4 protein-coding genes (1 of these 4 running past the window's edge) are annotated in these 20,681 nt (G+C 72.7%); 3 read left to right on the forward strand and 1 reads right to left on the reverse strand.

Translation table 11 applies throughout. The features are described from left to right. Positions 1 to 1,162 carry the 3' portion of an amino acid adenylation domain-containing protein gene (locus ACZ5GH_RS27440; RefSeq protein WP_464335541.1) on the forward strand. The gene continues 7,220 nt to the left of window position 1, outside the view, so the window shows 1,162 of its 8,382 coding nt (coding positions 7,221-8,382); its start codon lies beyond the left edge, outside the window; the stop codon is at positions 1,160 to 1,162. Then, entirely contained in the window at positions 1,162 to 18,168 is a 17,007-nt protein-coding gene (locus tag ACZ5GH_RS27445) for an amino acid adenylation domain-containing protein (RefSeq protein ID WP_464335542.1), read from the forward strand. Before ACZ5GH_RS27440 ends, ACZ5GH_RS27445 begins: the two co-directional genes overlap by 1 nt. A gap of 29 nt (positions 18,169 to 18,197) precedes the next feature. Here ACZ5GH_RS27445 and ACZ5GH_RS27450 read toward each other — a convergent pair whose 3' ends face one another. Beyond that, positions 18,198 to 19,214, reverse strand: a complete 1,017-nt coding sequence (locus ACZ5GH_RS27450) for a threonine ammonia-lyase (protein WP_464335543.1) — start codon at positions 19,212 to 19,214, stop codon at positions 18,198 to 18,200. 355 nt (positions 19,215 to 19,569) lie between these two features. Between ACZ5GH_RS27450 and ACZ5GH_RS27455 the strand changes: the two genes are divergently transcribed. Continuing rightward, a complete protein-coding gene (locus ACZ5GH_RS27455; RefSeq protein ID WP_387758546.1) occupies positions 19,570 to 20,430 on the forward strand; it encodes an ATP-binding cassette domain-containing protein in 861 nt (286 codons plus the stop codon). Positions 20,431 to 20,681: the final 251 nt, after the last annotated feature.

Raw genomic sequence — 20,681 nt, forward strand, 5'->3', positions numbered from 1 at the left:
GCTGGTGGTGGCGCGTCCGCAGGGTCACAGGGATCCGGAGTACCTGGCCGCGTTGATCGCGGGGCGGGGGGTGACGACGGTGCACTTCGTGCCGTCGATGCTGGAGGCGTTCTTGGCGGAGCCGGCGGCAGTGGCGGCGGGTGCGTGCCTGCGTCGGGTGGTGTGTTCGGGTGAGGCGCTGTCGTTGGAGTTGCAGCAGCGGTTCTTCGAGGTCTTCGAGGGTGTGGAGCTGCACAATCTGTACGGGCCGACGGAGGCGTCGGTCGATGTCACGGCGTGGCAGTGCGTGCCGGGGCAGGCGGCTGGTGTGGTGCCGATCGGCGCGCCGATCGCCAACACCCGCCTGTACGTCCTGGACGCTCGGCTTCAGCCGGTGCCGGTGGGTGTGGCGGGTGAGCTGTATCTGTCCGGTGTGCAGTTGGCGCGTGGTTACGCGGGTCGTCCCGGGTTGACGGCGGAGCGTTTCACCGCGAACCCGTTCGAGGCGGGGGTGCGGATGTACCGCACCGGTGACGTCGCCCGTTGGAACGCGGACGGCCAGGTGGAGTACCTGGGCCGCGCCGACGAGCAGGTGAAGATCCGTGGTTTCCGGATCGAGCCGGGTGAGGTGCAGGCCGTCGTCGCCGCGCACCCGCAGGTCGCGCAGGCGGCCGTGGTGGCACGCGAGGACACGCCCGGCGATGTCCGCCTGGTCGCCTACGTCGTCCCCGTCGACGATGCTGGCTCCGAACTTCCCGCAGCAGTGCGGGAGTTCGCCGCGCGCAGTCTGCCGGAGTACATGGTGCCGTCGGCGGTCGTCGTGCTGGACGCGCTGCCGCTGAGTGTGAACGGCAAGCTGGACCGCAAGGCCCTGCCCGCCCCCGCGTTCACCGCGGGCTCCGGTCGAGGCCCGGCCAACGCCCGCGAGGAACTCGTCTGCGCAGCCTTCGCCGAGGTCCTCGGCGTGGAGAGCGTCGGCGTGGACGACGACTTCTTCGCCCTCGGCGGCCATTCCCTCCTCGCCGTCCGCCTGATCAGCCGCATCCGGGCGGCGTCCGGTGTCGAGGTGCCGTTGAAGACACTTCTGCTGGCGCCGACGCCGGCCGGTCTCGCACAACAGCTTGAACATGAGAAAACAGCTAGGCCGGCGTTGCGGCCGATGCGCAACCAGGAGGAGTTCTGATGGTTCCGTTGTCTTTCGCGCAGCGCCGGTTGTGGTTCCTCGCGCAGTTGGAGGGCCCGAGTGCCACCTACAACATCCCGATCACCAGGCGCCTTCCGGGCGAGATCGACGCAGACGCGCTGAACGCGGCCATGCTGGACGTCATCGGACGCCACGAGGTGCTGCGCACCGTCTACCCGACTGCCGGCGGGGAGCCGTACCAGCGCATCCTGAAGCTGGAGGACCTGGACTGGAAGCTGGCGGTGGCCGACCTGGCACCGGCTGAACTCGACGCCAGGGTCTCGGAGTTCGAGGCGTACGCGTTCGACCTGGCCGACGAGGTGCCGATCCGGGCCGCGCTGCTCCGGACCGGTCCCGACGAGTCGGTGCTGGTCGTGGTGGTGCACCACATCGCGAGCGACGGCTGGTCGATGGGGCCGCTGCTGCGGGACGTGACCAAGGCCTACGCCGCCAGGAGCGCGGGCCGGGCGCCCGAGTGGGAGCCGCTGCCCGTCCAGTACGCCGACTACACCCTCTGGCAGCGCGAACTCCTCGGCGACCAGCAGGACCCGGAGAGCATGCTGGCCCGTCAGCTCGCCTACTGGCGTGACAACCTCGCGGGTGCGCCCGAGGAGCTCGACCTGCCCTTCGACCGACCCCGTCCGCCGGTCGCCTCCCACCGCGGCCACGGCGTGCCGCTGGAGGTCCCGGCCGCGGTCCACGCCCGGCTGGCGGAGCTGGCGCGGGCCGAGGACGCCACGGTCTTCATGGTCCTGCAGTCCGCGCTGGCGGTCGTGCTGTCGCGCCTCGGGGCGGGCACCGACATTCCGGTCGCCACGGCGGTCGCCGGGCGCACCGACGTCGCGCTGGACGACCTGGTCGGCTTCTTCGTCAACACCCTCGTGCTGCGCACGGACCTCACCGGCGACCCGACCTTCCGCCAGGTGATCGTCCGGGCACGGAAGACCGGCTGGGACGCGCTCGCGCACCAGGAGGTGCCGTTCGAGAAGCTGGTCGAGGAACTCGCGCCCGCGCGCTCCATGGCCCGGCACCCGCTGGTCCAGGTGATGCTGACCGTCCACAACAACGAGCGGATCGTGCTGGAACGCTCGGGCGCCGAGACGGACGGCCCGGCGGCGGAGCCGGCGGACGTCGCGGTCGACGTGCGGGCGGCCAAGTTCGACCTCGAACTCGACTTCGTCGAGCTGTTCGACGAGGACGGCGCCCCGGCGGGCCTTCGCGGATCGCTGACCGCCTCGATGGACCTCTTCGAGCGCGACGCCGCCGCGCGGCTCGCGACCCGGGTCCGTCGGGCACTGGAACTGCTGGCCGCCGAGCCGGGGACCAGGCTCAGCGGCCTGGACCTGCTGGACGAGGCCGAGCGCCGTCGGGTCCTGGTGGAGTGGAACGGCACCGCCCAGGGGCAGCCGGCCGGCACGCTTCCCGACCTGTTCGCGGCCCAGGCGGCCCGGACGCCGGAGGCGGTCGCGGTCGTCGCCGAGGACGGTGAGCTGAGCTACGCGGAGCTGGACGAGCGGGCGAACCGGATGGCCCGGCTACTCATCGAGCGGGGTGTCGGCCCGGAGTCCCTGGTCGGTGTGCTCATGGAACGCTCCAGCGAGCTCCTCGTCGCCCTGCTGGCGGTCCTCAAGGCCGGCGGCGCCTATGTGCCGGTCGACCCGGACTACCCGGCCGACCGCATCGCGTACGTGCTCGGGGACGCGCGGCCGGTGCTCGTGCTCGCCGGCCGCCGGGCCGCGGCCCTGGCCGGCCCGGCCCTCGACGGGGTGCCCTGCTTGATGGTCGACGAGCCGGAGACCACGGCTCGCCTCGCCGAGCTCAGCGGCGCCGGGGTGGACCAGGCCGAGCGCAGGAGCGCGCTGCTGACCGGTCACCCGGCGTACGTGATCTACACGTCCGGCTCGACCGGGCAGCCGAAGGGCGTCACCGTTCCGCACGGGAACGTCGTGCGGCTCTTCGACGCCACGGAAGCACGGTTCGACTTCGGGTCCGACGACGTCTGGACGTGGTTCCACTCCTTCGCGTTCGACTTCTCGGTGTGGGAGATGTGGGGAGCGCTGCTGCACGGCGGTCGCCTCGTCGTCGTGCCGTTCGAGGTGTCCCGGTCGCCGGAGGAGTTCCTGAAGCTGCTGGTCCGGGAGCGGGTGACGGTTCTCAGCCAGACGCCTTCCGCGTTCGACCAGCTGATGCGCGCGGAAGCGCAGGACCCGGAGTCGGGTGACGGGCTGGTGCTTCGCTCCGTGGTGTTCGGCGGGGAAGCGCTGGAGCCGGGACGCCTGCGGGAGTGGTACGCCCGCCATCCGGAGGACGCTCCGGTACTGGTCAACATGTACGGCATCACCGAGACGACCGTGCACGTCACCTACCGGGCCCTGGACGAGTCCTCGGTGTCGGCGACGGGGTCCGGAATCGGCCGGGGGATCGCGGACCTGCGGCTGTACGTGCTCGACGGTGGACTCCAGCCGGTGCCGCCCGGTGTCGCGGGTGAGCTGTACATCGCGGGAGCCGGTCTGGCACGCGGCTACCTGAACCGCCCCGGTCTGACGGCCGGGCGGTTCGTGGCCAGCCCGTACGGCACTGGGGAGCGGCTGTACCGCACCGGTGACCTGGTCCGCTGGAACACCGACGGAGAGCTCGAATACCTCGGCCGCACCGACGACCAGGTCAAGATCCGTGGTTTCCGGATCGAACTCGGCGAGGTCGAGGCGGCGTTGGTGTCACACCCGTCGGTGGCGCGGGCCGCGGCCGTGGTGCGTGAGGACCGGGTGGGTGACAGGCGGCTCGTCGCCTACGTCGTTCCGGCCGCCGGGGCCGGGGCCGGGGCCGGGGTCGACGCGACCGGGCTGCGCGGGCATGTCGGGGCGTTCCTGCCCGAGTACATGGTTCCGTCGGCGGTGGTGGTCCTGGACGGGCTGCCGTTGACGGTGAACGGGAAGCTGGACCGCAAGGCGTTGCCCGCTCCGGAGTTCGACGCGGGAGCGTCGTACGTGGCTCCGCGCAGTGTCCGTGAGGAGGTGCTGTGCGCGGTGTTCGCGGAGGTCCTGGACGTTCCGCGGGTGGGTGTGCACGACAACTTCTTCGAGCTGGGCGGTCATTCGCTGCTGGTGGTGTCGCTGGTGGAGGTGCTGCGTCAGCGGGGTGTCTCCGTCTCGGTGCGGGCGCTGTTCCAGTCGCCGACCCCGGCGGGGCTGGCGGTGGCGTCGGGTGCCGAGCAGGTCGTGGTGCCGGAGAACCTGATTCCGGTGGGCGCGACCGCGATCACGCCGGAGATGCTGCCGCTGGTCGACCTGACCGCGGAGGAGGTCGAGCGGGTCGTCGCCACCGTCGAGGGCGGCGCCGCGAACGTCGCGGACGTCTACCCGCTCGCCCCGCTCCAGGAGGGCCTGCTCTTCCATCACCTCCTCGCGGAGGGCGGCGAGGACGCCTACGTGCTCCCCTCCGTCCTGGAGTTCGGCTCGCGCGAGCGCCTGGACGCGTTCGCGGCCGCGCTGCAGAGCGTGATCGACCGGCATGACATCTTCCGCACCTCCTTCGTCTGGGAGGGCCTGCGCCGGCCGGTCCAGGTCGTGTGGCGCAAGGCCGTGCTGCGGGTCGACGAGGTGACGTTGGACGCGCGGCGGGCCGACCCGGTGGGCGAGCTGGTCGCTGCCGTCGGCTCCTCGATGGACCTCGGCCGGGCACCGCTCTTCAGCATCCACGCGGCGGCCCTTCCCGGCGGCGACCGCTGGTTGGGCCTGGTGCGCGTCCACCACCTGGTCCAGGACCACACCGCGCTGGAGACGCTGCTCGGCGAGGTCCTGGCCTTCCTCACCGGACGGGGGGACCAGCTGCCCGAGCCGGTGCCCTTCCGTACCTTCATAGCCCATGCCCGAGGCGCCGCCACGGACGAGGCCTCCCACGAGCGCTACTTCGCCGAACTGCTCGGCGACGTCACCGAACCCACCTCCCCGTACGGGCTGATGGACGTCCGCGGGGGCGGCGCCGACGTGGTGCGCGAGGTCGTGCCGTTCACGCCCGCCGCCGAGGCGCGGCTGCGCGAGGTCGCCCGCCGGCTCGGCGTCAGCACCGCCACGGTTCTGCACGTGGCGTGGGCCCGGGCCCTGGCGGTGGTCAGCAGCCGCGACGACGTGGTCTTCGGCACCATCCTCTTCGGGCGGATGAACGCGGGCCTGGGCGCCGACCGCGTTCCCGGGCCGCTCATCAACACGCTGCCGGTGCGGGTGCGGACGGACGAGCTCGGCGTGCTGGACGCGGTGTGGGCGATGCGTGACCAGCTCGCGGAGCTGCTGGAGCACGAGCACGCCCCGCTCGCCCTGGCCCAGAGCGCCAGCGGCCTCGCCGGCGGTACCCCGCTGTTCACCGCGCTGTTCAACTACCGCCACAACAGTGGCCAGGACGCCGACCAGGCGGCCGGGGAGGCGGCCGAGGACCGGGACGAGACGGACGGCATCCGGCTGGTCTACTCCCGTGAGCGGACCAACTACCCGCTCGCGGTGGCGGTCGACGACAACGGCGTGGACCGCGGGCTGTCGCTGGCCGTCGACGCCGTCGCGTCGGTCGACCCCCTGGCGGTCGGTGTGCTGGTGCGGACGGCTGTCGAGGGTCTGGTGGCGGCGTTGGAGGTGGCGCTGGACGGTGGTCCGCAGGTGCCGCTGAGTGCGGTCGAGGTGCTGGACGAGGTCGAGCGTGGCCGGGTGCTGGGTGAGTGGGCCGGTTCCGGGGCCGTCGGGGAGGCCACGCTGCCCGAGCTGTTCGAGGCGCAGGTGGCGCGGACGCCGGACGCGGTCGCGGTGGTGTCCGGCGGTGAGGAGCTGTCGTACGGGGAGCTGGACGCCCGCGCGAACCGGCTGGCGCGGCTGCTGGTGGGCCGGGGTGTCGGTCCGGAGTCGGTGGTGGCGGTGGCGCTGGAGCGCGGTGTCGCGACGGTGGTGGCGCTGCTGGCGGTGGTGAAGGCCGGTGGTGCGTACCTGCCGGTGGATCCGGGCTATCCGGCGGAGCGGATCGCCTTCATGCTGGCGGATGCCGCGCCGGTGGCCGTGGTGACCTCGGTGGAGGTGTCGCGGATCCTTCCGGAGTCGGTCCGGGATTCGCTGCTGGTGCTGGACGAGTCCGCCGTGATCGACGGGCCGGCGGCGGCCGGGGGTGGTGCGCTGTCGGACGCGGAGCGTCGTGGAGTGCTGCTGCCGTCGCATCCGGCGTATGTGATCTACACGTCGGGGTCGACGGGTCGGCCGAAGGGTGTGGTGGTCGAGCACCGTTCGGTGGCGGGTCTGTTGGCGTGGGCGGGTGCGGAGTTCGGTGGTGCGGACTTCGCCCGGGTGCTGGTGTCGACGTCGTTCAACTTCGACGTGTCGGTGTTCGAGCTGTTCGGTCCGCTGGTGTCGGGCGGCAGTGTGGAGGTCGTGAAGGACCTGCTGGCGTTGGCGGATCCGCAGGCCGGTGTGGGTGCGGTGAGTCTGGTCAGTGGTGTGCCGTCGGCGTTCGCGCAGGTGGTGGCCGGTGGCGGGCTCGGCGTGGAGCCGGGTGTGGTGGTGCTGGCCGGTGAGGCGCTGACGGCGGACACGGTGGCCGGTATCCGGGCTGCTCTGCCGGGGGCGCGGGTGGCGAACATCTACGGTCCGACCGAGGCGACGGTGTACGCGACGGCGTGGTTCGCGGACGGCGATGTCGAGGGTGTGGTGCCGATCGGCCGTGCGGTGGCGGGTACTCGGGTGTACGTGCTCGATGCCCGGCTGCGGCCGGTGCCGGTGGGTGTGGCGGGTGAGCTGTACCTGGCGGGTTCGGGTCTGGCCCGTGGTTACCTGGGCCGGGCGGGGCTGTCGGCTGAGCGCTTCGTGGCGAGCCCGTACGGCACCGGGGAGCGGTTGTACCGCACCGGTGACGTCGCCCGTTGGAACGCGGACGGCCAGGTGGAGTACCTGGGCCGTGCGGACGAGCAGGTGAAGGTCCGCGGGTTCCGGATCGAGCCGGGCGAGGTGCAGTCCGTCATCGCCGCGCACCCGCAGGTCGTCCAGGCGGCCGTGGTGGTCCGTGAGGACGTGCCGGGCGACATGCGGCTCGTCGCGTACGTGGTCCCGCAGGGTGCGGACGGTGCCGAACTCGCCGAGTCGGTCCGCGGGTTCGCCGCGCGCAGTCTGCCGGAGTACATGGTGCCCTCGGCGGTCGTCGTGCTGGACGCGCTGCCGCTGAACGTGAACGGCAAGCTGGACCGCAAGGCCCTGCCGGCTCCGGAGTACACGACCGGCGCGGGTCGTGGCCCGGCGAACGTGCGCGAGGAGATCGTCTGCGCGGCGTTCGCCGAGGTGCTGGGCCTGGAGGGCGTCGGCGTCGACGACGACTTCTTCCGCCTGGGCGGCCACTCCCTCCTCGGGATCCGTCTGGTGGAGGTGCTGCGTCAGCGGGGTGTCTCCGTCTCGGTGCGGGCGCTGTTCCAGTCGCCGACCCCGGCGGGGCTGGCGGTGGCGTCGGGTGCCGAGCAGGTCGTGGTGCCGGAGAACCTGATTCCGGTGGGCGCGACCGCGATCACGCCGGAGATGCTGCCGCTGGTCGACCTGACCGCGGAGGAGGTCGAGCGGGTCGTCGCCACCGTCGAGGGCGGCGCCGCGAACGTCGCGGACGTCTACCCGCTCGCCCCGCTCCAGGAGGGCCTGCTCTTCCACCACCTCCTCGCCCGTGACGAGGATGACGCCTATGTGATGCCCATCGTGCTGGAGTTCAGCTCGCGCGAGTGGCTGGACACCTTCCTCGACGCGCTGCGGCAGGTGATCGCCCGCCATGACATCCTGCGCACCGGCATCGTCTGGGAGGGGCTGCGGGAGCCGGTCCAGGTGGTCTGGCGCAGGGCCGACCTGCCGGTCACGGAGGTGGCTCTGAACCCGGAGGACTCCGACACGGTCGGGCAGTTGCTGGCCGGCGTCGGCATGTCGATGGACCTCGCCCAGGCGCCCCTGATCACCGCCCACGTCGCTCCTCTTCCCGGAACCGACGGCTGGGTGGCGCTGCTGCGCCTGCACCACATCGTCCAGGACCACACCGCGCTCGAGGTGCTGCTGGCCGAGCTGGCCGCGTTCGTCGACGGCCGGGGCGGCGAGCTCGCCGAGCCGCTGCCGTTCCGGGACTTCGTCGCCCAGACGCGGACCGGGGCGGACACCGCCGGGCACGAGCGCTACTTCGACGGCCTGCTGGCGGACGTCACCGAAGGCACCGCACCGTACGGCGCGGTGAACGTGCGCGGTGACGGGGCGGGCGTGGTCCGCGCCAAGGTTGCCTTCGAGTCCGAGCTGGACGTGCGGCTGCGCGAGGTTTCCCGCAAGCTGGGAGCGAGTGCGGCAACGGTGGTGCACGTCGCCTGGTCGCGCGCCCTCGCGGTCATGGCGGGCCGCGACGACGTGGTGTTCGGCACCGTCCTCTTCGGGCGGATGAACGCGGGTGCGGCCTCGGACCGGGTGCCCGGTCCGTTCATGAACACGCTGCCGGTGCGGGTGCGGACGGGCGAACTCGGTGTGCTGGACGCGGTGTGGGCGATGCGTGACCAGCTCGCGGAGCTGCTGGAGCACGAGCACGCCCCGCTCGCCCTGGCCCAGAGCGCCAGTGGCATCGAGGGCGGCAGTCCGCTGTTCTCCGCGCTGTTCAACTACCGCCACAACACGGAGGAGGAGGCCCCGGCGCCGATCCGGCCCGTGGACCGGCCGGCGGGCGGCTACCGCACGCTGTTCGCCCGGGAGCTGACCAACTACCCGCTCACCGTCTCGGTGGACGACGACGGCGACGCGATCGGCCTGGCGGTGGACGCGGTGTCCCCGATCGACCCCCTGGCGGTCGGTGTGCTGGTGCGGACGGCTGTCGAGGGTCTGGTGGCGGCGTTGGAGGTGGCGCTGGACGGTGGTCCGCAGGTGCCGCTGAGTGCGGTCGAGGTGCTGGACGAGGTCGAGCGTGGCCGGGTGCTGGGTGAGTGGGCCGGTTCCGGGGTCGTTGGGGAGGCCACGCTGCCCGAGCTGTTCGAGGCGCAGGTGGCGCGGACGCCGGACGCGGTGGCGGTGGTGTCCGGCGGTGAGGAGCTGTCGTACGGGGAGCTGGACGCCCGGGCGAACCGGCTGGCGCGGCTGCTGGTGGGCCGGGGTGTCGGTCCGGAGTCGGTGGTGGCGGTGGCGCTGGAGCGCGGTGTCGCGACGGTGGTGGCGTTGCTGGCGGTGGTGAAGGCCGGTGGTGCGTACCTGCCGGTGGATCCGGGCTACCCGGCGGAGCGGATCGCCTTCATGCTGGCGGATGCCGCGCCGGTGGCCGTGGTGACCTCGCGGGCCGTGGCTGGGACGGCCCCGGCAGGTGTGCCCGAGGTGGTGCTGGACGATGCCGGCGTTGTGGAGGAGTTGGCCGCGCTTCCGGGTTCGCCGTTGGGTGCGGGGGAGCGGGCGGTCCTGCTGCCGTCGCATCCGGCGTATGTGATCTACACGTCGGGGTCGACGGGTCGGCCGAAGGGTGTGGTGGTCGAGCACCGTTCGGTGGCGGGTCTGTTGGCGTGGGCGGGTGCGGAGTTCGGTGGTGCGGACTTCGCCCGGGTGCTGGTGTCGACGTCGTTCAACTTCGACGTGTCGGTGTTCGAGCTGTTCGGTCCGCTGGTGTCGGGCGGCAGTGTGGAGGTCGTGAAGGACCTGCTGGCGTTGGCGGATCCGCAGGCCGGTGTGGGTGCGGTGAGTCTGGTCAGTGGTGTGCCGTCGGCGTTCGCGCAGGTGGTGGCCGGTGGCGGGCTCGGCGTGGAGCCGGGTGTGGTGGTGCTGGCCGGTGAGGCGCTGACGGCGGACACGGTGGCCGGTATCCGGGCTGCTCTGCCGGGGGCGCGGGTGGCGAACATCTACGGTCCGACCGAGGCGACGGTGTACGCGACGGCGTGGTTCGCGGACGGCGATGTCGAGGGTGTGGTGCCGATCGGCCGTGCGGTGGCGGGTACTCGGGTGTACGTGCTCGATGCCCGGCTGCGGCCGGTGCCGGTGGGTGTGGCGGGTGAGCTGTACCTGGCGGGTTCGGGTCTGGCCCGTGGTTACCTGGGCCGGGCGGGGCTGTCGGCTGAGCGCTTCGTGGCGAGCCCGTACGGCACCGGGGAGCGGTTGTACCGCACCGGTGACGTCGCCCGTTGGAACGCGGACGGCCAGGTGGAGTACCTGGGCCGTGCGGACGAGCAGGTGAAGGTCCGCGGGTTCCGGATCGAGCCGGGCGAGGTGCAGTCCGTCATCGCCGCGCACCCGCAGGTCGTCCAGGCGGCCGTGGTGGTCCGTGAGGACGTGCCGGGCGACATGCGGCTCGTCGCGTACGTGGTCCCGCAGGGTGCGGACGGTGCCGAACTCGCCGAGTCGGTCCGCGGGTTCGCCGCGCGCAGTCTGCCGGAGTACATGGTGCCCTCGGCGGTCGTCGTGCTGGACGCGCTGCCGCTGAACGTGAACGGCAAGCTGGACCGCAAGGCCCTGCCGGCTCCGGAGTACACGACCGGCGCGGGTCGTGGCCCGGCGACCCTGCAGGAGGAGCTGCTCTGCGCGGCGTTCGCCGAGGTGCTGGGCCTGGAGGGCGTCGGCGTCGACGACGACTTCTTCGACCTCGGCGGCCACTCCCTGCTCGCCGTCCGACTGATCAGCCGGGTGCGCTCGATCCTGGGCGTCGAGGTGCCGGTGCCGGTGCTCTTCGAGGCGCCGACGGTGGCGGGGTTGGCGGCCCGGCTGTCGGGTGCGGACCGGGCCCGGGCGGCGCTGGTGGCGGGGGTGCGTCCGGAGCGCGTGCCGCTGTCGTTCGCGCAGCGCCGGCTGTGGTTCATCAACCAGCTGGAGGGGGCGAGCGCGACGTACAACGTGCCGGCGGTCATCCGGCTGTCGGGCGAGGTGGAGCGCGAGGCGCTGGCCGCGGCGTTCCTGGACGTGCTGGGGCGGCACGAGGTGCTGCGCACGGTGTTCCCGGTCGTGGACGGTGAGCCCTACCAGCGGATCCTGGGTCCGGAGGAGCTGGACTGGGAGCTGGTGGTGTCGGAGGTGGCGCCGGGGGAGCTGCCGGCGGCGGTGGACCGGGCGCTGGAGCATGCTTTCGACCTGTCCTGTGAGGTGCCGTTCCGGGCGTGGCTGTTCGAGGGTGGTCCGGGTATGCGGGCGCTGGTGGTGGTGATGCACCATGTGGCGAGCGACGGCTGGTCGAGGGGTCCGCTGGCGCGTGACCTGTCGACGGCGTACGCGGCCCGGTCCGCGGGCCGGGCGCCGGAGTGGGCGCCGTTGCCGGTGCAGTACGCGGACTACACGCTGTGGCAGCGTGAGCTGCTGGGCGACGAGAACGACCCGGCCAGCCTGATGCACGCTCAGCTCGGCTACTGGCGTGAGGCTCTGGCGGGTGTGCCGGAGGAGTTGGCGCTGCCGTTCGACCGTGCGCGTCCGGTGGTGGGTTCGCACCGTGGGCACCAGGTGTCGGTGGAGGTTCCGGCGGCGGTGCACGCGCGTCTGACGGAGGTTGCGCGGGCTGAGGGTGTGACGCCGTTCATGGTGTTGCAGGCTTCGCTGGCGTTGCTGTTGTCGAAGCTGGGTGCGGGGACGGACATCCCGATCGGTTCGGCGAACGCGGGCCGTACGGACGAGGCGCTGGACGACCTGGTCGGGTTCTTCATCAACACGCTGGTGGTGCGGGCGGACCTGTCGGGTCAGCCGACCTTCCGGGAGTTGCTGGGCCGGGTCCGGGAGCGGACGCTGTCGGCTCTGGCGCACCAGGACGTGCCCTTCGAGCGGCTGGTGGAGGAGCTGGCGCCGGCCCGTTCGATGGCCCGCCACCCGCTCTTCCAGGTGGTCCTCACCAAGCAGAACACCGTGGACGCGGTGCTCGAACTGCCCGGTATGCAGACGGGTACGGCACCGGTCGACTCCGAGTCGCCGGTGGCGGAGCCCGACGGGCACGAGCCGGTGGCGTCCGAGTCCGCGGCGAAGTTCGACCTCGACGTCCTCGTGGGTGAGGTCTTCGACGGTGAGGGTCGTGCGGCGGGTGTGCGGGGCACGGTGACGGTGTCGGCGGATCTGTTCGAGCCGGTGTGGGCGGGGCGGATCGCTTCGGCCTGGGTCCGGGTGCTGGACGCGGTGACGCGTGATCCGGGTGTGCCGGTGGCGCTGGTGGACGTCCTCGACGACGCCGAGCGCGAGCGGGTGCTGGGCGGCTGGAATGCCACGGAGGAGGAGGTTTCGGCTTCCTCGGTGGTGGAGTTGTTCGAGGCGTGGGTGGCGTCGTCGCCGGATGCGGTGGCGGTGGTGGCCGGTGGTGAGCGGGTGTCGTTCGCGGAGCTGGACGCGCGGGCGAACCGGTTGGCGCACTTCCTGGTGGCTCAGGGTGTGGGTGCGGAGTCGGTGGTGGGTCTTGCCCTGCCGCGTGGTGTGGAGATGATCGCGGGGATCCTGGCGGTGTGGAAGGCGGGTGCGGGTTACCTGCCGGTCGACCACGTGCAGCCGGCGGACCGGGTGGCGTTCACGATGAAGGACAGCCGGGTGGCGCTGGTCGTCACGACGGATGAGATCCTCGGTGAGCTGCCGTCGGTCGGGGTCCGGTTGGTGGCGATCGACGCGACGTTCACGGCGATGCAGTTGGCCGCCCTGCCGGTGACCGCTCCCGGGGTGGCGGTTCGGGCTGAGGGTCTGGCGTATGTGATCTACACGTCGGGTTCGACGGGTCGTCCGAAGGGTGTGGCGGTCACGCACGGCGGTGTGGCGAACTATGTGTCGTCGGTGCCGGGTCGGGTCGGGTTCGGTGTGCCGGGCGGGCGGTATGCGCTTCTTCAGGCGCAGGCCACGGACCTGGGGAACACGGTGGTGTTCGCGAGCTTGGCGACGGGTGGTGAGCTGCACGTCCTGGAGGAGGGGGCGGTCACCGATCCGGCGCGGGTGGCGGCGTATCTGGCCGAGCAGGGGATCGACTTCCTGAAGGCGGTGCCCTCGCACCTGGCCGCTCTGGCGTCGGTGGCGGGTGTGGGGGGTGTGCTGCCGGGGCGTTCGCTGGTGCTGGGTGGCGAGGCTGCCACGCCGGAGCTGGTGCGCGAGCTGGTCGAGCGGGCGGGTGAGCGGGGGGTGTTCAACCACTACGGCCCGACCGAGACGACGATCGGTGTCGCGACCACGCGGCTGAGCGTTGATGATGCCGCCGGTGGTCTGGTGCCGGTGGGTGCGCCGGTGGCGAACACCCGGTTCTACGTGCTGGACGGGTTCCTGCGGCCGGTGCCGGTGGGTGTGGCGGGTGAGTTGTATGTGGCGGGCGTGCAGGTGGCGCGTGGTTATGTGCAGCGGCCGGGGTTGACGGCGGAGCGTTTCGTCGCGAACCCGTACGGTGTCGTCGCCGGGGAGCGGATGTATCGCACGGGTGACCGGGTGCGGTGGACGGCTGATGGCCGGGTGGTGTTCCTGGGTCGTGCGGACGAGCAGGTGAAGGTCCGTGGGTTCCGGGTGGAGCTGGGCGAGGTCCAGGCCGGGATCACCGCGCATCCGCTGGTCGGGCAGGCCGCGGTGGTGGCCCGGGAGGATGTGCCGGGTGATGTGCGTCTGGTGGCGTATGTGGTGGCGGACGATCCGGACGAGGACGCGTCGGGCCTGCCGGCCGCGGTGCGGGAGTTCGCGGCGCGTCGTCTGCCCGAGCACATGGTGCCGGCCGCGGTCGTGGTCCTGGACGCGATCCCGTTGACCGGCAACGGCAAGCTCGACCGCAAGGCCCTGCCCGCGCCGACCTACGGCGGCTCGGCCGCCGGTGGTGGCCGTCGGGCTGCGGGCCTGCGCGAGGAACTGCTGTGCCTGGCCTTCGCCGACGTGCTGGGCCTGGAGAACGTCGGCGTCGATGACGACTTCTTCGACCTCGGCGGCCACTCCCTCCTCGCGGTGCGGCTGGTCAGCCGGATCCGTACCGTCCTGGGCGTCGAGACCGACATCCGTACCCTGTTCGAGGCGCCGACCGTCGCCGCCCTCGCCGCCCGCCTCGCGGACGCCGACACGGCCCGCACCCCGCTCACGCGGATGCCCCGCCCCGACCACCTCCCCCTCTCCTACGGCCAGCGCCGGCTGTGGATCATCAACCAGATGGACGGGCCGAGCAGCACGTACAACATCCCCGTCACCTCGCCGATACCCGGCGATGTGGACGCCGAGCTGCTGAACGCCGCGTTCCGTGACGTGATCGGGCGGCACGAGTCGCTTCGCACCGTGTTCCCGGCCGTCGACGGCGAGCCCCACCAGCGGATCCTCGAACTCGGCGACCTGGACTGGGCGCTGCACGTCGAGGACGTGGAGCGGGAGCTGCTGGGGGCCGCGGTCGAGCGGGCCGAGCGGTACGAGTTCGACCTGTCCGCCGAGATCCCGATCCGGGCGACGCTGCTCCGGGTCAGCCCGGAGGAGTGCGTGCTGGTGATCGTGGTGCACCACATCACCAGCGACGGCTGGTCGTGGGGACCGGCGATCTCCGACCTGAAGACCGCCTACGCGGCGCACCTCGAGGGCCGGGCGCCCGACTGGGAGCCGCTGCCGGTCCAGTACGCGGACTACGCGCTCTGGCAGCGCGAGCTGCTCGGCGACTTCGCCGATCCCGAGAGCCTGGGTGCTCGTCAGATCGCCCACTGGCGTGAGGCGCTGGCCGGGATCCCGGAGGAGCTGGAGCTGCCCGCCGACCGGCCGCGTCCGGCGACGGCGAGCCACCGGGGCCACCGGACGGCGCTGGAGGTCTCGCCGGAGGTGCATGCGCGGCTCGCGGAGATGGCGCGGGTTGAGGGCGTGACCACGTTCATGGTCATGCACGGGGCGCTGGCCGTGCTGCTGAACCGGCTCGGCGCGGGCACCGACTTCCCGATCGGGTCGGCGGCCGCGGGCCGCACGGACGAGGCCCTGAACGACCTGATCGGGTATTTCGTCAACACCTTCGTGGTGCGGACCGACGTGTCGGGCGACCCGACCTTCCGCGAGGTGCTCGGGCGGGTCCGGGAGGCGGCGCTGGGGTCGCTCTCCCACACGGACGTGCCGTTCGAGAAGCTGGTCGAGGAGCTGGCACCGGCCCGTTCGATGGCCCGCCACCCGCTCTTCCAGGTGATGTTCCTGCTGGAGAGCGCGATCGGCAAGAAGTCCGACGGTCCCGGCTACTGGACCGACGGCGGCTCCTTCGAGGCTGCCGGCGGCGGCGTCCTGGCCACCCGCTCCGCTTCGGTCAAGTTCGACCTGGACTTCGACCTGGTCGAGGTGCACGAGGAGGACGGCACGCCGGCCGGGCTGCACGGCGGACTGACCGCCTCGGCCGACCTCTTCGACGCCGAGACCGGCGCGCGCCTCGCGAAGTGGTGGGTCCGGCTGCTGGCGACCCTGGCCGCCGACCCGGACCTGCGGCTCAGCGAGGTCGACCTGCTCGGCCCGGAGGAGCGCCACCGGGTGCTCACCGAGTGGAACGCCACCGAGGCGCCGGTGCCGGACGGGACGGTCGTGGAGCTGTTCGAGGCGCAGGTCGCCCGGACGCCCGACGCCGTCGCCCTGGTGCAGGGCGGGGTCGAGCTCAGCTACGCCGAGCTGGACGCCCGCGCGAACCGGGTGGCGCGACTGCTGGCGGGCCGCGGGATCGGCCCGGAGGACGTGGTCGCGGCGGTCTTCGAGCGCACCGTCGACCTGGTGGTGGCACTCCTCGGGGTGATCAAGGCGGGTGCCACCTACCTGCCGATCGATCCGGCCTACCCGGCGGACCGGATCGCCTACGTGATCGCCGACTCGGGCGCGGTCTGCCGCCTCACCAGCGAGAGCCTGGGCGAGCGGCCGGCCGAGCCCGAAGGGCGGGAGCCGGCCGAGGGCGATGGGCTCGACGGCGTGCCCGTCGTGCTGATCGACTCCGCCGAGGTGCGGGCCGAGCTGGCGACCCTGGCGGACGGTCCGCTGACGGACGGCGAGCGCACGGCGCCCCTGCGGCCGGAGCACCCGATGTGGGTGATCTACACCTCGGGCTCGACCGGACGCCCCAAGGGCGTGCTGGTGGAGCACCGGGCGATCGTCAACTTCCTGTCGGCGATGCAGGACCGCTTCGCGCTGGACGCCGACGAGCGGTTGCTGGCGGTGAGCACGCACGGCTGTGACATGGCCGGGTTCGAGTTCTACCTGCCGCTCCTGAACGGCGCCCGGATCGTCCTGGCCGCACAGGAGCAGGTGCTCGACCCGTGGGCGCTGCGCGCGCTGATCCGCGACACCGGTGCCACGATCGTGCACGCCACGCCGAGCCTCTGGCGCGGCCTGGTGGCCGACGCGGAGGACCCGGTGGACTGGAGCCGGGTGCGGGCGATGATCGGGGCCGAGGCGCTGCCCGCGGACCTGGCGAGGACCCTGCTGAGCCGCACGCCCACCCTGACCAACCTGTACGGTCCGACCGAGACCACGGTCTGGTCGACCGGCAAGGAGCTGGCGGGCGACGGGGCGGACGCGTCGTCGATCGGCTCGCCGATCGGCAACACCCGGGTCTACGTGCTGGACGAGCGGCTGTCGCCGGTGCCCGTCGGCGTGGCCGGCGAGCTGTACATCGCGGGCCGCAGCGTGGCGCGCGGCTACCTGGGCCGGCCGGCGCTGACGGCGGGCCGGTTCGTCGCGGACCCGTTCGCCGGAACCGGGGAGCGGATGTACCGGACGGGTGACGTGGTGCGGTGGACCGCCGACGGCGAGCTGCAGTACGTCGGGCGCTCGGACGACCAGGTGAAGGTGCGCGGCTTCCGCGTGGAGCTGGGCGAGATCGAGTCGGTGCTCGCCGGGCACCACTCGGTGGGCCAGGCCGTGGCGCTGGTGCGCGAGGACGTCCCGGGTGACCAGCGGCTGGTGGCCTACGTGGTGCCGAACCGGGGTGTCCCGCAGGAGGAGCTGGACCAGCTCGGCCAGGCGGTGCGCGCGGTCGCGCAGGACCGGCTGCCGGGGTACATGGTCCCGTCCGCGGTGGTGGTGATCGAGAAGCTGCCGCTGATGCCGAACGGCAAGCTGGACCGCAAGGCCCTGCCGTCGCCGGAGACCGAGGTCCGTGAGGACGCCCACCACTCGGTCACCTCCTTCGAGGCGAACGTCGGTGCCGCCTTCGCGGAGGTCCTCGGGCTGGACAGCGTCGGCGTGGACGACGACTTCTTCGCCCTCGGCGGCCACTCCCTGCTCGCCGTCCGGCTGGTGGAGAACCTGCGGGAGCGCGGGGTGACGATCGCGGTGCGCGACGTGTTCGCGGCGCCCACCGTGGCCGAGCTGCTGAAGCGGACGAGCCTGTCCTCGATGCGGGACGCGCTGGCGGTGCTGCTGCCGATCAGGCAGCAGGGCGAGCGGCCGCCGTTCTTCTTCCTCCACCCGGCAGGTGGCGTGGGTTGGTGCTACATGCCGCTCGCGCGGCACGTGCCGGCCGACATCCCGCTGTACGCGCTGCAGGCCCGTGGTCTGGACGGGGTCGACGAAGTCGCCGGGTCCATCGCGGAGATGGCGACGGACTACATCGAGCAGATGCGGTCGGTGCAGCCGAGCGGCCCGTACCACCTGCTGGGCTGGTCGTACGGCGGCGTGATCGCGCACGAGATCGCCGTCCAGCTGCAGGCGGCCGGTGAGGAGGTCGGGGCACTGGTGATGCTCGACCAGTACCCGTGGGACCGCGAGGAGGACGAGGCCCTGGCGGCCGAGATGGCGGAGCACGAGGAGGAGGAGCTGATCGGCCGACTCGTCGACATGGTGCGGCGGGAGGCGGGCGGCGTGCTCGGTGCGATCACCGACGAGGAGTACCGGACCTTCGCGAAGGTGCTGTACAACGGCCGCAGGATCCGGCCCCACCACGCGCACGGCCGGTTCGACGGCGACGCCCTGCTGGTCGTCGCCGAGGAGAGCCGCGTGGAGGAGGACGAGCGGACCGCCGGATCCTGGGCGGAGTTCGTGACCGGCACGGTTTCGGAGGCCGGGGTGCCGTGCACCCACTACGACCTCGCGAAGCCGGAGAACCTCGGCCTCGTCTGGGCCGAGGTGTCCGCCTGGCTCGGCTGGGAGGACTGACGCCACGAGGCCGTCCGGGCGGAGCGGCCTCAGTCGAGGCCGCTCCGCCCGGCGAGCAGCGAGGCGATCAGGCCCGGTTCGACGTTGCCGCCGCTGAGCAGGACGCCCACGTCGCCGCCGTACTCGGCGGCGTGGGCCAGTGCGGCGGCGAGCGCGGTGGCCGCGGCCGGTTCGACGACCAGCCGGGCGTGCAGGAACGCGGCCATCAGGGCCTCGCCGATGGCCGGCTCCGGCACGGTGACCACCGCGGTGACCGCGCGTTCGGCGAGCTGGAAGGGCAGCGCGCCGATCCGGTCGGGGCGCAGCCCGTCGGCGACGGTGTACCGGGCCGGTACGGTCACCGGCAGCCCGGCCGCCAGGGCGGCGGTGAGTGCCGGTACGGCCGCCGGCTCGGCACCGACCACCGCCGTCCCGGTCCCTTCGGCGGCGAGGCAGGCGCCCGCGACGGCGCTGCCGCCGCCGACCGGGACGATGACGGCGTCCAGCCGGACGCCCTCGGCGGCGACCTGGCCGAGCAGTTCGGCGGTGGCGCTGGCCTGGCCGAGCACCACCCGCGGGTTCTGGTAGGGGTCGACCGCGTCGTAGCCGTGGCGTTCGCGCAACTGCTCGACGACGGCGACGCGTTCGGCCAGCAGGGTGCCGGCGGTGACCACCTCGGCGCCGGCGTCCCGGATCCGTCGGACCTTGGCGGGCGGCGCGTCGGAGGGCAGCACGAGGGTGGCGGGGAGCCGGTGCTCGCGCGCGGCGAGCGCGACCGCGATGGCGTGGTTGCCGGTGCTCTGGGCGATCACGCCACGGCTGCCGGCCCGGGCGAGTTCGTCGACGGCCAGCAGGGCCCCCCGCACCTTGAACGACCCGCCGTGCTGGAGGTTCTCGGCCTTCAGCCACAGCCGGGCGCCGGCGATCGCGTCGAGCGGGGCGCAGCGCACCACCGGGGTGCGCCAGACCCGGTCGGTGAGTTCGCGTACGGCGCGTTCGACGCCGTCGCGGTCGAGCGGAGTTTCCGCGAAGAGCGCGGGGTGCTTTCCGGGCGCGGTGTCAGGCATGCTGCACCGACTTTCCGTCGGGCCCGCCGATTCCATTCCGGTGCGGCGGGGAGGGGAATTGCTCGCACGCCGATGTCATGCCCATCGGGGCCTCCTCAAAAGGGCTGTCTGCGGAATGTGCAGAAGTGGCCTTTATCCTTGCAGGCGAGGTTCTTCGTCCGGAAGACTCGGCCGTCCCCGCCCCCTGCCCCCGCGCGCGCGTGCCGTGGTGGGCCGGCCGGGCCCGGGCGGGTACCAGATCCGCTCCCCGACGGCATCGGACCGTAGGTGTCAGCCCGGGGTTGACAGGAATCGCCGGTTCTTGCCACCGGAAGACCGATGCAGCGCGGCCCGGCCCACTCCACCATGGTGATTCGTGATCGAGATCAGAGAACTGACGAAGCGTTACGGCCAGATCACGGCCGTCGACGGTTTGAGCTTCACGGCCGAGGCCGGGCGCGTCACCGGGTTGGTCGGACCGGAGGGCTCGGGCAAGAGCACGACGCTGCGGCTGCTGCTGGGCCTGGGCACTCCGACCGCCGGCAGTGCGACGATCGGCGGCCGGGAGTTCGGGGACCGCCCGCCGGGTCCGCGCGAGGTCGGCGTGCTGCTGGAGACCCACGGCGTGTACTGCCGCCACGTGGGCAACACCGCCCGGGAGTGCCTGACCGGCCTGGCCTGGCAGTACGGGCTGCCGCGCGGCCGGGTGGACGAGATGCTGGAGGACGTCGGACTGACGGACGCGGCGCAGCGCCGGGTCGGGACCTTCTCGCTGGGGATGCGCCAGCGCCTCGGCGTGGCATTCGCCCTGCTGGCCGACCCGCCGGTGCTGGTGCTCGACGAGCCGCTCAACGGCCTGGACCACCGCGGGCTGGCCTGGGCGCACGGTCTGTTCCGCCGACTGGCCGGCGAGGGGCGCACGGTGCTCGTCACCGGTCAGCCACCGGTCGAACTCGCCGACCCGGCGGTCGAGCTGGTGGTCCTCGCGGACGGCCGCCGGGTCGAGAGGCAGCGGGCGGCGCTGCTTCTCGGCCGCGGCGGGCGCCGACGGGTGCGGGTGCGCACGCCCGACGCCGAGGTGCTGACCGGGCTGCTGACCAGCGAGGGGGCCTCGGTGCTGCGCGACGACGACCAGGTGCTGACGGTGACGGGCCTGAGCGCGCGGCAGGTCGGCGACATCGCCTTCCTGAACGTGGTCCCGGTGTACGAGCTGGCCCCGGAGACCCCCGGCGCCTGAGTCGCGCCACCCCCCGCGCCGCCCCGCCGACCGGCGGCCGTTCAGGGGCTCGGGTGCCGTGAACGCCGGGACGTTCCTATGATGACGGCTCGTCGACATCCCCGCGCACCCCCACGAGCCGTGCGCGCGGAGCTCTCCACCGGCGGCAGGATCCCGCTGGGCGTGTCCCACGACCGTCGGCCCTTCCCGACGGCGCCCAACTGCCCCTGGAGACCAGGTGTCCCGCCGTCCACGACGCTGCTCCCGCACCG

The sequence above is a fragment of the Kitasatospora sp. Xyl93 genome (assembly GCF_055383135.1).